Source organism: Candidatus Symbiopectobacterium sp. NZEC151 (genome assembly GCF_025962655.1).
In the GTDB taxonomy this organism is placed as follows: domain Bacteria; phylum Pseudomonadota; class Gammaproteobacteria; order Enterobacterales; family Enterobacteriaceae; genus Symbiopectobacterium.
On record NZ_JAGFPE010000007.1, the window covers coordinates 171,828 to 187,076 of the forward strand.

A 15,249-nucleotide genomic window follows, 5' to 3' on the forward strand; every position below is an offset into this window, starting at 1 on the left:
TATAAACATCGAGCGCATCATAATGCATTTTTTTCATGTTGCGCTGTAACCGCCTGTTTTATGAATTATCCTCATGTTACGTCTGGACATCTGGACGGCTAATAACATTTTGCTTTATCTTATGCGTTTTCGTTCATTGCCAGGCGTTATCACCCCGTGAAAGATCTGGCCGATCAGATGATTTTTTTCCTGGGATGACCGTCATGACGCACACACATCGGCCAACGCCACACAAACTGGAAATGCAGGGGATTTCCATCGCCTTTTCCGGCTTCGCTGCGCTGACGCAGGTCGATTTCACGCTGGAAGGCGGTTCTATCCACGCGCTGACCGGTGCCAATGGCGCAGGCAAATCAACGCTGATGGCGGTTCTGTCCGGTGCGCATGAGCACTATCAGGGCACCGTTGTTATTGACGGAGAACCGGTTGAGATTCGCACACCGCGTCAGGCCAAGCAGCTCGGCATCCATTTGGTACAGCAGGAAGTCGACGTCGCGTTAGTGCCAGGCCTGAGCGTGGCGGAAAACATTATGCTCGATCAGTTGGCAGAGCCGGGGCACAGCTATCGCTGGCGACACATCCGCCACAGTGCGCGCAACGCGCTGGCGCTGTTGGGTGTCGATCTGGACGTGCGTCGCCGTATCGAGCAATGCTCACTGGCCGAAAAGCAGCAGATTCTCTTGGCGCGCGCCCTCTCCCACCATTGCCGCTTCCTGATCCTTGATGAACCCACGGCACCGCTCGATCAGCATGAAAGTGAGCGTCTGTTCAGCGTGGTGCGCCGCTTACAGCACAGCGGTATCGGCGTGGTGTTTATCTCGCACCGTATTCATGAACTAAAAGCGATTTGCGATCGCATGACGGTATTGCGCGATGGCCGCCTGATTGAAAGCAGCCCAATGGCCGGGCTCAGCGGCGAAGCGATCGTCGAAAAGATGCTCGGCCATGCGTTGAACGATATCTATCCGCCACGCCGCCCGGCGGTAACCGGCAAGGCACTGTTGGCGATTGAGGGCCTGCATGACAATACCTTACTGCACGATATCTCGTTGCAGCTGCGCGGAGGCGAAATTCTTGGCATTGCCGGGCTGGCAGGCGCAGGAAAAACTGAATTGTGCAAAGCGCTGTTTGGTGCCAGCACCAGCCGCGTGCGAGCCGGTGAACTGCGCGGCAAGCCCTGGCAGCCGACCACGCCGGCGGATGCCGTCGCCGCAGGCATTGCTCTGGTGCCGGAAGAGCGTCGCAAAGAAGGCATTTTTATTGACGAGTCGGTGGCGATGAACCTGAGCATCAGCGCCGACGACAGCTTTTCCCGCTGGAGCCTTTTCAATCATCGGCGCGCATGGCGCTGGGCACAGGAGATTATTTCTCGTCTCGGGGTGCGAACCACCGGGCCAGCACAGACGCTGCGTCGCCTGTCAGGCGGCAATCAGCAAAAGGTCGCGATTGGCAAATGGCTGCGCAACGATGCCGACGTGCTGATCTTCGATGAGCCAACCAAAGGCGTTGATGTGAAAGCCAAAACCGATCTCTTTCTCTTGATCGATCAACTGGCTCGCGAAGGCAAAGGCGTGATTTACGCTTCCGGCGAATTCGCCGAGTTGGTCGGGCTGTGCGATCGCATTTGCGTGCTGTGGGATGGCCGCATTGTGGCGGAGTTGGATGGCCGCAAAGCCAGCGAAGAGACCCTTTTACTTTACTCCACCGGAGGAACCCCTGCGTGAGCAAAGCACTTTCCCTTAAGGCGACAGTTTCGGGCCGCCAACAGCTGTTTGATTTTCTCTACAAGTGGGGAATGCTGCTGACGGTTGTCGCGCTGATTGCACTGTTCGGTATTGCATCCGACAATTTTCTCGATCCGTACAACATCATCAACATTTTGCGCTCGATTGCCATCGTCACAGTAATCGCCATTGGCGTCTCTATCTCACTCACAGTGGGTGGGTTCGATCTGTCGGTGGGCTCCACCGCCTCGCTGGCAAACGCACTGGTGATTTCACTGTTTGTCTGGCACGGCTTTGGCACCACGGAAGCGATTCTGGTGACGCTGCTGCTGTGTACGCTGGTCGGCCTGTTTAATGCTTTTCTTATCGTAGTGCTGAAAATTCCCGACATGTTGGCAACACTTGCCAGCCTGTTCGTGATTCAGGGCGTAGCGATGACCTACAGCTACGGTGGCTCCATTACCCAGAACATGGTGCTGCCCAGCGGAGAGATGGCAGAGGGCGTAATACCTGACGCCTTCTCACTGCTCGGTCAGGTGCCGACCATCGTGATTATCATGCTGGCTGTCACGCTGGTGGCGCAGTTAGGCCTGTCACTGACTAAACACGGCCGCCGCATGTATGCCATCGGCGGCAACGCCGAAGCCGCACGGCTTTCCGGCATTCGTACCACCCGTTACCGCGTGGCGGCCTATATCCTCGCCTCACTGTTGGCAGGATTGGGCGGTATCTTGCTGGCATCGCGCATCGGTTCATCGCAGGTCAACGCCGGTGGCGGTTACCTGATGGATGCCGTAGCAGCAGCCTGGATCGGTTTTTCACTCGCTGGCTCGGGTAAACCCAATGCATTGGGTACGCTGGTCGGCGCCGTTATCCTTGGCGTATTACAAAACGGGCTGGTGATGCTTTCCGTTCCCTACTACGCCATGGACATTATTAAAGGGCTGGTGCTGGCCGCCGCTCTGGCAATCACTTACGTTCAACGCCGTTAATCCCGAAAGACAGGAAACTATAATGAAAAAATTGACGTTTTCACTGCTGGCGCTGAGCCTGCTGACCATCGCCCCCACCTATGCAGCCACGCCTACGCCGGTGCCGGACGCTATCGCCAAACATGACGGACCGATTCGCATCGCCGTCATCCGCAATCTGGGCTCCGACGATAACACCACCCAGTTTATTGCGGGAGCCATCCAGCAAGGGAAAAAACTGGGGTTCACCGTTAATACCTTCCTGAGCAACGGCGACGATGCACGTTTTCAGGATTTCGTTAATCAGGCCATCAGCCAGAAGTACGACGGGATTATCCTGTCTCAGGGCCGCGACCCGTACTCTACTGCGCTGGTTCAGCGCATCGTTGACAGCGGCATTGCGGTGTCTACTTTCGATACCGCCGTTAATGGCACTATTCCCGGCGTGACCGTGACTCAGCAGGATGACGCGTCGCTGACTGAGCTCTCCTTCGGCCAACTGGTGAAGGATTTCAACGGTCAGGCCAACATCATCAAGCTGTGGGTAGCCGGGTTCCCGCCGATGGAGCGCCGTCAGGCGGCCTACCAAAATATCCTGAAAGATCACCCTGGCATCAAAGAGCTGGAATCCATTGGTGCGGTCTCTTCTGACGTACAAGGTGACACCGCCAACAAAGTGGGCGCAGTGCTGGCGAAATACCCGAAAGGCAAGATCGACGCCATCTGGGGCACCTGGGATGCCTTCAGTCAGGGGGCTTACAAGGCGCTGAAAGAGAATGGCCGCACCGAGATCAAACTCTACAGCATCGATATCTCCAATCAGGATGTGCAACTGATGCGCGAAGCCAACAGCCCGTGGAAAGTCAGCGTGGCAGTTGACCCGAAACTGATCGGTGCCACCAACGTGCGCCTGATTGCCAACAAGATTGCTGGCGAGACCACCCCGGCAACCTATGATTTCAAAGCCGCCACCATTCCACAGGCGCTGCTGGTAAGCCAACCGGGGCAGGTGAACGTCTCTTCACTCGGCAACATCATTCCCGGCTGGGGCCAGAGCGATGATTTCATTGCACCGTGGTTCGCGACGCTGGAAGCCAAACAGAAAAAATAAGGAACCACAGCATGGCAAAGCAGGAACTGTCGCATCCCGATTACAGCCGCAATATGCGGTTGATCGGGCATAGCGATCAGGGCGGTCGGCCGGACGGCGTACAGGTGATGGTCCATCGCGGCTACGCTTATATCGGGCACATGGTGTCACAGGGGTTCTCCATCGTCGATGTGCGCGATGCGAAAAACCCCAAGGCGGCGGTTTACGTGCCCGCCCCACCCGGCACCTGGAATGTGCATTTGCAGGCACATGACGATCTGCTGCTGGTGATTAACGCACGCGATCTGTTTGCCGACACCCGCTTTGCCGATGAAAAGGTCTATTACACGCGCTCCGTTGCCGATACGGTGAGTGACGTGCAAGACAGAGGCTGGAGCGCAGGACTGCGCGTGTTCGATATCTCAACGCCGGATAAGCCGCGAGAAATCGGCTTTCTGTCGCTGAACGGCATTGGTATTCACCGTATCTGGTACGTCGGCGGACGTTGGGCCTACGTCTCTGCGCTGTTGGACGGTTTTAGTGATTATATCTTCCTGACCATCGATCTTGCCGATCCGCGTAAACCGGAAGTGGCCGGGCGCTGGTGGTTGCCGGGCATGCACAGCGCCGCAGGCGAAACGCCCAACTGGCCGGAAGGGAAACGCTATGCGTTGCACCACGCGATTATCAGCGGCGATACCGCGTACGCCAGTTGGCGTGACGGTGGTCTGACGCTGCTGGACGTGAGCGATCGCCATCAGCCGCAGTTGATCAGCCACCGCAACTGGAGCCCACCGTTCGGCGGCGGTACCCACACCGCGCTGCCGTTGCCGGATCGCGATCTGCTGGTGGTACTGGATGAGGCGGTGCTGGACCATCAGGAAGATGGCGAGAAGCTAATCTGGCTGTTCGACATTCGCGAACCGAGCAATCCGGTCAGCATTTCCACCTTTCCGCAGCCGGATGAAGTGGACTACGTTGCCAAAGGCGCGCACTTCGGGCCACATAACCTGCATGAGAACCGACCGGGCAGCTTCATCAGCTCGACGCTGATTTTCGCCACCTACCAGAACGCAGGCGTTCGTGCTTACGATATCAGCAACCCGTATCGCCCGGTGGAAACCGGCGCACTGGTGCCTGCTGCGCCAGAGAAAATGATGGATACCCGTCCGGGCCGCCCGCGAGTGATTCAGTCCTGTGATGTGTTTGTGGATGCACAGGGCATTATCTACAGCACGGATTACAACGGTGGGCTCTCGATTATTGAGTATTTGGGCTGAGGCTATTTTCTCCGTTATGACGGAGAACGCCGGGGAAAAGAAGCGTCTCTCTGCAAGACCGTTGATGTTTCGTGTGCGTTAACCCGCGCGGTTATTTGCATCGCACGCGCACGAAACCTTCACGGCACTCACAGAAATCCCCGCCCAAATCTAAACGGGGATAGCCTCACGAGGCGATATCGTTACACCACGCCTTGCGCCAGCATCGCATCCGCCACTTTCACAAAGCCCGCGATGTTCGCGCCGCGCACGTAGTTGGTGTGCTGGCCTTCGCCGCCGAAATCCACGCACGCATGGTGGATATCCAGCATGATGTGGTGCAGACGCGCATCTACTGTCTCCGCTTTCCAGCCCATACGCGCCGCATTCTGCGCCATTTCCAACCCAGAGGTCGCCACACCACCGGCGTTTGCCGCTTTGCCCGGCGCAAACAGCACGTTGGCCTCCAGGAAGGCGTCCGTCGCCTCAATGGTGGTCGGCATGTTAGCCCCTTCGGCCACGGCTTTCACACCGTTAGCAATCAGCGTCTTGGCACTGGTCAGGTCCAGCTCATTCTGCGTGGCGCACGGCAGCGCGATGTCCACCGGAACGTTCCACGGCGTTTGGCCCGGCAGATACGTGAGACCCGCTTCACGCGCATAATCTTCCACACGGCCATAGCGTTGGTTTTTGATATCCTCCAGCAGCGCCAATTTCTCCGGCGTAAAGCCCGCTTCATCCACCACCGTGCCGTTTGAATCCGAAGCGGTAATTACGCGCGCGCCCAGGGACAACGCTTTTTCAATGGCATACTGCGCCACATTGCCTGAACCCGATACCGCAACACGCATGCCCTCAAAACCAAGGCCGTGACGCTCCAGCATCGCCTGGGTGAAATACACCAGCCCATACCCTGTCGCTTCCGGGCGAATCAGACTGCCGCCAAAAGAGAGCCCTTTGCCGGTAAACACGCACGCGGTGTTGTTGGTCAGCTTTTTCATCATCCCGGTCATAAAGCCCACTTCACGACCGCCCACGCCGATATCTCCGGCAGGCACGTCGGTGTCCGGCCCCAGATGGCGATACAGTTCCGCGATCAGCGCCTGACAGAAACGCATTACTTCACCCTGGCTTTTGCCCTTGGGATCGAAATCGGAGCCGCCTTTACCGCCGCCCATCGGCAACGTGGTCAGCGAGTTTTTAAAGGTTTGCTCGAAACCGAGGAATTTAAGGATGGAGAGGTTCACCGAAGGGTGGAAACGCATCCCGCCTTTATACGGACCAATGGCGGAACTGAACTGCACGCGCCAGGCGCGGTTTACCTGCACCTGACCTTTGTCATCGGTCCAGGCAACGCGAAACTGAATAACACGCTCTGGCTCCACCAGACGTTCCAGCAGACTTTGCTCTGCATAACGCGGATTCTGTTCCAGAAACGGCCACAGGGTAGAGAAAACTTCCCTGACCGCCTGAGCAAACTCCGGCTGATGCGGGTCGCGCTGTTGAACCTGATTGAGAAAACTTTCCAGAGAGACTAATTGAGCCATTACCAACTCCTGCAAAAAAGAGAAAGCGTCCGGTGGACTGTGCTTTTTTTATCCCGCACCCTTTCACGCGCAGCAAAATGCTTGGCCGCGTGAAAACGGTGAGAGTTATGCACGTTAAAAGCCTGTGGGATCGCGGTTGAATGATGTTGTGCCGCTTCGACTATAGCACTGCTGGTGGATATTCAAGCAAGCGTTTTTTAACGTCTTATATGCTTAAAAACCAATGAGATAGGCACTTAACTTCGCATAAAAAATGATAAAAGTTTGTCATAAGTTTCTGTTATATAACAAAAGAAAGTGCAATTCAGTGCACAAAAAGGCGATTAACAGAGGGAAGGTAAAAAAATGCGATCGACTAAAAAATCGGTCAATGTGCAAAAAAATGCACCTGCCAAAACTATCCCCGGCTTAAGGCCGGGGATAGGAAGAGAACGAAGAGGTTACTCTTCGTCATCACGCAGCGGAACGATCAACATGTCCACATGCACAGTGTTGATCAGTTGACGCGCAGAGGACATCAGCTTGCTCCAGAAGTCCTGATGGTGCCCGCATAACACTAGGTCCGCATCATATTTCTTGATGGCATCCACCAATACCTGCCCCAAATCGCCGCTGCCGCTCAGGGTTTCCGTAATCGGATAACCGGCGTTTTTAGAGAGATCGGTCAACGCGTTTTGCGTTTCTTCAGAAATACGCTGCTGCATGTCGCCCAGATTTACGTCGATCAGGCCGGTGTAGAGATCGGAGTAATTGACGTCGACATGAATCAACGAGACTTTGGCATTGTACGGCCTTGCCATCGAGACCGCCTTTTCCACTAACACTTTACTTTCTGGAGAAAGGTCAACAGCAATCAGGATATGTTTATAAGCCATAATAAGCTCCTTCCGTAAAGGCACATTAATGGTTCAGCAGATTTTTCCGCCTGCTAATCTGATACTTAACGGCTTGGCTATAGAATACCACCCCTGCCGATTTTCGTTATGTTCAGCAGATCACACCGCCACATATTTACCTCATTCTGCGAGATGCCCCGCACAGCGCTGGCGCGTTGGCGGAATAGCAGCTCACATCAACGGCGATCTGACCGTAAAATTCTCGTACTCATTGATAAGTGTAGTAGAAACGGCTCCTTATCTCGCCCGGATTACCAACGATCCACTGCAAAACCGAGAAAAAGAGTAGAGAAAATTGTCAAAATTATTTGATATTGGTCACTCTGTGGCAAAAATCTGTTTTCCTCTTCTACAATAACAATGAGGGGGATATCAACGTGCCATTCGGTTGCTGAGCCTCTATAAAATCGCGTAATGAACGTGTGGCAAAACGATTCGCAGAAACGCCGTAGGATGTTCACCACATCCTCGTTCTGACGAATAACATTATCCGGGAGGGGAGCATGATCAGTACATTTGCGCTTTTCTGGGCCTTATGCATCGTCTGTGTCATCAACATGGCGCGCTATTATTCCTCTTTGCGCGTACTGCTGATGATCCTTCGCGATTGCGACCCGCTGTTGTACCAGTATGTGGATGGCGGGGGGTTTTTCACTTCCCACGGACAACCCAGTAAGCAGATTCGTCTGGTTCGCTACATTTACGCACAACGCTATCTGGAACACCACGATGAGGCGTTTATGCGCCGCTGTGAGCGAGTACGAGGCCAGTTTATGCTGACCTCCGCACTGTGCGGACTCATTCTGGTGAGTCTGGTGTCCATGTTGATGTGGTATTGATCGATTGGGTATTTAACAATGTGTAACCAACAAAGATAAAAGGCGATTCTCTCGAATCGCCTTTTTATTACGTGCGGTTTCAACCCTGATGGATTAAATCAGTTTCAGCGCCAACCAATAGAGCACGCCTGACATCACCAGAGAAACCGGCAGCGTAAACACCCAGGCCAGCAGGATGTTCTTAACCGTTTTGCCCTGTACGCCACCGCCATCAACGATCATGGTGCCCGCGACCGCCGAGGAGAGAACGTGGGTGGTGGACACCGGCATACCGGTATAGCTCGCCACACCAATCGACAACGCCGCCGTTACCTGCGCAGACACCCCTTGCGCGTAGGTCATGCCACGTTTACCGATCTTCTCACCGATAGTCACCGCGACGCGACGCCAGCCCACCATGGTGCCCAGAGAGAGCGCCAATGCGACAGCAACGATAATCCATAACGGCGCGTACTCAACGGTTTTCAGCATATCCTGACGCAGATTGTTCAGATAGCGTCGGTCTTCCGACGTGGTTTCCGGCAGCTTCGCTACCTTGTCCATGGTATCCGCAATGCACATCAGCAAACGGCGCACGCGACCGCGATCCTCAGCATTCAACTGGTCATAACTCTTCAGGTTATTCAGCAGACCCAGTGAACGCTCAATGGCGATCATTACGCGAGAACTGTCGCAGTGGAACTCTTTCACGCCATTCGCAGGCAACACCGTTTCTGTCGCCGGTACCGGCGTAGAGAGGTCGATGACGTGTGTGAGCGCATCGCCGTGCTGTTGATAGAACTCCTGCAAGTTGACGACCGCATCACGCGTGCGACTGATCTCATAGCCGGAAGCGCTCATGTTGACGACAAAGCCGGCAGGCGCAACGCCAATCAGCACCAGCATGATCAGGCCGATACCTTTCTGACCGTCGTTAGCGCCGTGGGAGAAGCTAACGCCGATAGCGGAGATAATCAGCGCTGTACGCGTCCAGAACGGCGGCTTACGTTTGCCATCCAGCTTTTCACGATCGGCAGGCGTGAGGTGAACACGTTTGCGTTTCTTGTTGCTATTCCAAAAGCGCAACAGCACAAACAACACCAAGCCTGCGACCACCATCCCCACAATCGGAGACAGAATCAGTGACAGGAAGATGCTGATCATTTTGGGAACGTTGAGCGCATCCACGACGGATGTGTCGGTGAGCAGGGCGTTGGTTAAACCAATCCCGATGATAGAACCAATCAAGGTGTGAGAGCTGGAGGCCGGTAAACCAAAGTACCAGGTGCCCAGGTTCCAGATAATCGCCGCCAGCAGCATGGAGAACACCATGGCCAGGCCGTGCGCAGAACTGACGTTAAGCAGCAAATCAGTAGGCAGCAAATGCACGATGGCATACGCCACGCTCAACCCGCCTAGCATCACGCCGAAAAAGTTAAACAGTCCGGCCATGACAACCGCATATTCCGCCCGCATTGCGCGCGTATATATAACGGTGGCAACAGCATTCGCCGTATCGTGAAAGCCGTTAATGGCTTCATAGAACAGAACAAATACCAGTGCCAAAATCAGCATCAGACCGGTATGAAAATCAACCCCGGTAAATAAATGTAGCATAAGCGTTAGGCCATTTGTGGTCATGAACGCGGCGCATTATCTGCGACAAGCCTAAACGGGAAAAGGAAAATATGACTTTTTTTTGACGAAAAGATGACCAATTCGGCTGTTGGTCAGATTTATCTTAATAAAATCAAAAAAATACATATTCTTGTATAAATATACATTTTGTTACGCTGGCATCCATTCGCACCTGACACTACAATCAGCCGCCCGGTTATTATCGGGAAAATGCTTACTTTTTAGGTTGCCCTTGCCAGGAGAGCGCACTGTGGAATCGTTTGATGTTGTCATTGTGGGTGCAGGTGCTGCCGGTCTGTTTTGTGCCGCGCAGGCCGGACAACGCGGACTGCGCGTTCTGCTGGTGGATAACGGCAAAAAACCGGGTCGCAAGATATTGATGTCGGGCGGCGGCCGCTGCAACTTCACCAATATGTACGCCGAGCCAGCTGCTTATTTGTCTGAAAATCCGCATTTTTGCAAATCCGCACTGGCGCGTTACACCCAGTGGGATTTTATCGATCTGGTCAATCGACACAGTATTGCTTACCACGAGAAAACCCTTGGGCAGCTGTTCTGTGATGACAGCGCGCAGCAGATTGTGGATATGCTGATGCGCGAATGTGAACTCGGCAACGTACAGTTTCGTCTACGCACTGAACTCCAGAGCATTGAACGGACGGGCTCAGCGTTCACCCTCACCTTTGCCAATGGCACAGTGATCGTTCCACAGGTGGTGATTGCCAGCGGCGGACTTTCCATGCCGGGGCTAGGCGCATCCCCCTTCGGTTATCAGGTCGCACAGCAGTTTGGCCTTAAGGTACTGCCCACACGCGCAGCGCTGGTACCGTTTACGCTGCATAAACCGCTGTTGGAGCAGATACAGACCCTGTCTGGCGTTTCCGTGCCCGTGGTGGTGACGGCGAAAAACGGTGTCAGCTTTAAAGAGAGCCTGCTGTTTACCCATCGCGGCCTTTCTGGCCCGGCCATCCTGCAACTGTCGAGCTATTGGCTACCGGGCGAAAGGGTGACGATCAATCTGTTGCCACAGCACGATCTTAACGCGCTGCTTGCCGAGCAACGTGCGGCGCACCCCAATCAGAGCCTGAAAAATACGCTGGCGCTGTGGCTGCCGAAACGCCTGGTCGAGTGTCTGCAAACGTTGGGATTGGTGCCCGAGGTGTCACTTAAGCAACTACAATCCCCCCAAACAGCCGCGCTCACGGAAAATCTGCACGCCTGGCAGGTGCAGCCCAACGGTACGGAAGGCTATCGCACCGCAGAAGTCACGATGGGCGGAGTGGATACGCGTGAGTTATCGTCCAAAACCCTGGAAGCCAGTAAAGTACCGGGCCTCTATTTTATCGGCGAAGTGGTGGACGTTACCGGCTGGCTGGGAGGCTATAACTTCCAGTGGGCATGGAGTTCCGCCTGGGCGTGCGCGCAGGCGTTAACACGCTGATTTGGGATAGTAAAGTGGACACAAGTTTTGCAAACACAATGAATCGCCCTATCCCATTTCCCAAAAGCCCGGCCTAAGGCCGGACGTATTGTTAACCCCGTTGATGCCGGAGATGCGCATTAACGGTATCGCACCGAGTGTGTCACCTCATGGACGAGAAGCTGTGCCGTCTGGCGTACGCGCCATCGTCCAGGATGGAATGCCCCCCTCACAGGGATATTTAGCGGCTTTATCTTCATCAATATCGATGCCCAAACCAGGCTTGTCGTTCAGGTAGGCGTAACCCTGATCGATCTCTGGACACCCAGAGAAGACCTCACGCAACGCATCATTCATTGGCGTATATTCTTGAATACCGAAATTCGGTGAGCTCAGATCAAGGTGCATATTGGCACAAACCCCGACTGGCGAGATGTCACCCGGTCCATGCCAGGCGGTACGCACGCCGTTCAGCTCACTGTAGACCGCCAGCTTCTTTGCTGGCGTGATGCCGCCAATCGTACTGACATGGCATCGAATATAATCGATTAACTTGTTATCAATTAATGGTTTCCATTCGTTCACGTTAACGAATAGCTCGCCCATCGAGATCGGTGTAGATGACTGCTGACGTAACATTTTCAGCCAGTCAATATTTTCTGGTGCAACCGGATCTTCAAGATAAAACAGCTGATACTGTTCGAGCGTTTTTGCCAGATTGATGGCCGTTACCGGCGTGACGCGTTCATGCACATCATGAATAAATTCAATGCCAAAACCCAGTTTGTTGCGCAGATGGTCGAACAAACGCGGAACGCTCTTCGCATAGGCATCAGGATCAAAATAAATACCGGGGGATTTGCTTCTTGGTGAACGCTTCGGTTGAATGTTTTTTGCGCGTGCCAGTTGTGTGGCAATTAACTTCAAATCGTCTGTTCCAGCACCACCATACATCCCCATCTGGCAGCGAACATATTGATAACCTTCTTCCATACGGGCGCGGATATTATCTTCCACCGCCACTTCATCACCCCCGTCAGTGTGGCAATACAGTGGGATACCATCGCGACATTTTCCGCCCAGCAAGTCATAAACCGGCATTCCGGCAAGTTTGCCTTTGATATCCCATAGCGCCATGTCCACGCCGGACAGCGCATTGTTCATGATGGGGCCGTTACGCCAGTAACCGCTGACTGCACCGGATTGCCAGATATCTTCAATACGGGTGGGATCTTTACCGATCAGAAACGGTGCCATGTATTCATCAATCGCATTTTTCACGGCAAAAATTCGCTGTGTGAACGTCGCGCACCCAAGACCATAGAGCCCCGGCTCGTTGGTCTCGACCTTGACGACGGCCAAATCAATGCCACCGGGTGCCGTAAGAATGGTTTTTACATTGGTAATCTTAAGGTTACTCACTTTAACTCCTCAATTCAGCAAATCAACGCCATGTCATACCGAGGAGGACAACACGGCGAAATATTTGTAGGTCGTCCTACAACTTCAGGTGTTATATCACGCTTTACAATCCCACAGTTCCTTGAACGTTCATTTTGTGACAAAGGTCAAAAAACGTCAAATCAAAGATATAGTTATTCATTAAATACAATGAGTTATACAACTTCAGATAAAGAGTGATAAGCGTTATTTGTGATCCGTATTGCAAAATCATTTTTGTATTGTTGATTTTACAAAAGTGAAAATCCACTCTTAAATAAGACAGTCGTCATACAAATATCAAGCGTGAGGAAAATTACATGACTGCTTTATTTGATTTAACGGGGAAAACAGCACTGGTCACCGGTTCTGCACGGGGTTTGGGGTACGCCTATGCAGAGGGGCTGGCCGCCGAAGGCGCACACGTTATCCTCAATGATATACGTGACACGCTCCTGACTGAGTCCGTTGATAAACTGAGAGCCAAAGGCTACACCGCCTATGGCGTAGCCTTTGATGTTACTAAAGAAGACGCGATTGAAAACGCGTTCAACCAACTGGATGAACAGAATATTCATGTTGATATTTTGATCAACAACGCAGGTATTCAATATCGCAAACCGATGGTGGAACTGGAACTTGAGAACTGGCAAAAGGTTATCGACACCAACCTGACGAGCGCCTTCTTGGTCTCACGAGCCGCTGCCAAGCGAATGATTGCGCGCAACACCGGGGGAAAAATTATCAATATCGGTTCATTGACCAGCCAGGCAGCAAGACCGACCGTTGCACCTTACACCGCAGCGAAAGGCGGAATAAAAATGCTTACCTGTTCAATGGCTGCTGAATGGGCGCAATTTAATATCCAGTCCAACGCGATTGGACCAGGATATATTCTGACCGATATGAACACCGCGTTGATTGAAGATGAAAAATTCGATAACTGGGTGAAAAGCAGTAATCCCTCCCAGCGCTGGGGCCGCCCGGAAGAACTGATTGGCACGGCGGTATTCTTATCGTCAAAAGCCTCTGACTACATTAATGGTCAAATCATTTATGTCGATGGTGGTTGGCTATCCGTTCTGTAATTGTTGCTTTATTTCCAAAAATACAGATTACAAAACAATAACATGGAATATGAATAATGATTCAAAGCATACAAGCAAAATTAGCGCCGATACGCTGGCGTAAATTAATTCCGCTCGCCTTCATTACTTATAGCCTTGCGTATCTGGATCGTGCGAATTACGGTTTTGGCGCAGCATCCGGTTTGGCAGAAGATCTTAATATAACACCGGGAATTTCATCCTTATTAGGTGCCTTATTTTTCTTGGGGTACTTCTTTTTCCAGGTTCCAGGTGGAATTTACGCTGAAAAGCGCAGCGCTAAAAACCTCATTTTCTGGAGCCTGATACTTTGGGGCATACTCGCCACTGCGACAGGAATGGTGCATGACGTCAAAGTGTTGGCGGTCATTCGCTTTCTTTTAGGCGTGGCGGAAAGCGTTGTGATGCCAGCCATGTTGGTATTTTTAAGCCACTGGTTTACAAAGAAAGAACGATCGAAAGCGAATACGTTTCTGTTTCTCGGCAACCCGATTACGGTGCTTTGGATGTCGGTACTTTCCGGCTACCTTGTTGAAGCATTTGGTTGGCGTGGGATGTTTATCATTGAGGGCATACCCGCAATTATTTGGGCAGCCATCTGGTGGTTTGTTTTTGTAGATAGACCAGCTGATGCTAAATGGTTGACTGAAAAAGAGAAAAAAGATATTGAAGCTGCATTGGCAGCAGAACAAACCAATATCCAGGAAATTAAAAACTACAGTGAAGCATTTCGTTCCAGAAAAGTGTTGTCACTCTCCTTTATCCACTTCTTCTGGAATATCGGAATGTATGGCTTCATTATGTGGCTGCCTTCAATTCTGAAATCTGCGTCTGGACTGGGTATTGTCGCCACCGGTTGGTTATCAGCGGCACCTTATCTCCTCGCCGTTCCCATGATGCTGGGTGCGTCATGGTATTCCGATAAGTTTCTGAACCGAAAGATTATTGTTCTGCTCTTCTTAGGTCTTGGCGCCATCTGCTTTATTGGTTCCTTTACTGTTGGTGCATCCAATTTCTGGCTGTCTTATGTGCTTCTGATGGTTGCAGGTGGGGCAATGTATACCCCTTACGGTCCCTTCTTTGCCGCTATTCCTGAAATGATCCCTCGTAACGTGATGGCAGGCGCAATGGCCTTTATCGTCAGTTTCGGTGCGCTTGGCTCGTTTGTGGGTTCGTGGATTGTCGGCTATCTGAATGGCCTAACCGGGGGTCCCGGTGCGTCTTACATCTTTATGGGCGGAGCACTGGTGCTTGCTGTTTTCTTGACCTCGGTCACAGCGTTTACCAGCACAACCTCTTCTCTGAGCAAAGCACAGGCGTACTAATGCAAAGCGCCCTGA

At 52.8% G+C, this 15,249-nt stretch carries 12 protein-coding genes; 8 read left to right on the top strand and 4 right to left on the bottom strand.

The annotated features are described in order from the left end of the window. Positions 1–203 precede the first annotated feature (203 nt). From J5067_RS19170 to J5067_RS19185, 4 genes are read left to right on the top strand one after another with little or no spacing between them, the layout of a single operon-like run. Complete coding sequence (locus J5067_RS19170) at positions 204–1,724, top strand: sugar ABC transporter ATP-binding protein (RefSeq protein WP_264651786.1); 1,521 nt, start codon at positions 204–206, stop codon at positions 1,722–1,724. Further along, positions 1,721–2,716: an ABC transporter permease gene (locus J5067_RS19175; RefSeq protein ID WP_264651787.1), complete on the top strand. Its 996-nt coding sequence runs from the start codon at positions 1,721–1,723 to the stop codon at positions 2,714–2,716. The genes J5067_RS19170 and J5067_RS19175 overlap by 4 nt, the downstream gene beginning before the upstream one ends. Before the next feature lie 22 nt (positions 2,717–2,738). Then, positions 2,739–3,806: a sugar ABC transporter substrate-binding protein gene (locus J5067_RS19180; protein ID WP_264651788.1), complete on the top strand. Its 1,068-nt coding sequence runs from the start codon at positions 2,739–2,741 to the stop codon at positions 3,804–3,806. An 11-nt stretch (positions 3,807–3,817) separates the two neighbouring features. After that, the gene (locus tag J5067_RS19185) at positions 3,818–5,065 is read left to right on the top strand and encodes an LVIVD repeat-containing protein (RefSeq protein WP_264651789.1); all 1,248 of its coding nucleotides are present in this window, start codon (positions 3,818–3,820) and stop codon (positions 5,063–5,065) included. A 182-nt stretch (positions 5,066–5,247) separates the two neighbouring features. Here J5067_RS19185 and gdhA read toward each other — a convergent pair whose 3' ends face one another. Continuing rightward, positions 5,248–6,591 (bottom strand): NADP-specific glutamate dehydrogenase, encoded by a 1,344-nt coding sequence (gene gdhA / locus J5067_RS19190; protein ID WP_264645383.1) that lies wholly within the window; start codon positions 6,589–6,591, stop codon positions 5,248–5,250. 440 nt (positions 6,592–7,031) lie between these two features. Continuing rightward, complete coding sequence (gene uspA / locus J5067_RS19195) at positions 7,032–7,466, bottom strand: universal stress protein UspA (RefSeq protein ID WP_252317672.1); 435 nt, start codon at positions 7,464–7,466, stop codon at positions 7,032–7,034. Between the two features lie 524 nt (positions 7,467–7,990). On the opposite strand from uspA, the gene uspB reads away from it, so the two are divergent. Beyond that, positions 7,991–8,326, top strand: a complete 336-nt coding sequence (gene uspB, locus J5067_RS19200; RefSeq protein WP_264651790.1) for a universal stress protein UspB — start codon at positions 7,991–7,993, stop codon at positions 8,324–8,326. 93 nt (positions 8,327–8,419) lie between these two features. Here the strand turns inward: uspB and pitA are convergent, their stop codons facing one another. Continuing rightward, positions 8,420–9,922, bottom strand: coding sequence for an inorganic phosphate transporter PitA (gene pitA, locus J5067_RS19205; protein ID WP_264645381.1), 1,503 nt, complete (start codon positions 9,920–9,922; stop codon positions 8,420–8,422). Between the two features lie 271 nt (positions 9,923–10,193). Between pitA and J5067_RS19210 the strand changes: the two genes are divergently transcribed. Continuing rightward, entirely contained in the window at positions 10,194–11,384 is a 1,191-nt protein-coding gene (locus J5067_RS19210; protein ID WP_264651791.1) for an NAD(P)/FAD-dependent oxidoreductase, read from the top strand. 147 nt (positions 11,385–11,531) lie between these two features. Here J5067_RS19210 and J5067_RS19215 read toward each other — a convergent pair whose 3' ends face one another. After that, positions 11,532–12,785, bottom strand: coding sequence for an enolase C-terminal domain-like protein (locus J5067_RS19215; protein ID WP_264651792.1), 1,254 nt, complete (start codon positions 12,783–12,785; stop codon positions 11,532–11,534). A gap of 338 nt (positions 12,786–13,123) precedes the next feature. Here J5067_RS19215 and J5067_RS19220 point away from each other — a divergent pair, with 338 nt between their 5' ends. Further along, on the top strand, positions 13,124–13,891 hold the full coding sequence (locus tag J5067_RS19220) for an SDR family oxidoreductase (protein ID WP_264645378.1): 768 nt from the start codon (positions 13,124–13,126) through the stop codon (positions 13,889–13,891). A gap of 56 nt (positions 13,892–13,947) precedes the next feature. Next, positions 13,948–15,234, top strand: coding sequence for an MFS transporter (locus J5067_RS19225; RefSeq protein ID WP_264651793.1), 1,287 nt, complete (start codon positions 13,948–13,950; stop codon positions 15,232–15,234). The last annotated feature ends 15 nt before the right edge of the window (positions 15,235–15,249 follow it).

Coding starts and splice junctions, on each gene's coding strand:
- J5067_RS19170 (WP_264651786.1), top strand. CDS start 204: ATGACGCACACACATCGGCCAACGCCACACAAACTGGAAATGCAGGGG.
- J5067_RS19180 (WP_264651788.1), top strand. CDS start 2,739: ATGAAAAAATTGACGTTTTCACTGCTGGCGCTGAGCCTGCTGACCATC.
- J5067_RS19185 (WP_264651789.1), top strand. CDS start 3,818: ATGGCAAAGCAGGAACTGTCGCATCCCGATTACAGCCGCAATATGCGG.
- gdhA (WP_264645383.1), bottom strand. CDS start 6,591: ATGGCTCAATTAGTCTCTCTGGAAAGTTTTCTCAATCAGGTTCAACAG.
- uspA (WP_252317672.1), bottom strand. CDS start 7,466: ATGGCTTATAAACATATCCTGATTGCTGTTGACCTTTCTCCAGAAAGT.
- uspB (WP_264651790.1), top strand. CDS start 7,991: ATGATCAGTACATTTGCGCTTTTCTGGGCCTTATGCATCGTCTGTGTC.
- pitA (WP_264645381.1), bottom strand. CDS start 9,922: ATGCTACATTTATTTACCGGGGTTGATTTTCATACCGGTCTGATGCTG.
- J5067_RS19220 (WP_264645378.1), top strand. CDS start 13,124: ATGACTGCTTTATTTGATTTAACGGGGAAAACAGCACTGGTCACCGGT.
- J5067_RS19225 (WP_264651793.1), top strand. CDS start 13,948: ATGATTCAAAGCATACAAGCAAAATTAGCGCCGATACGCTGGCGTAAA.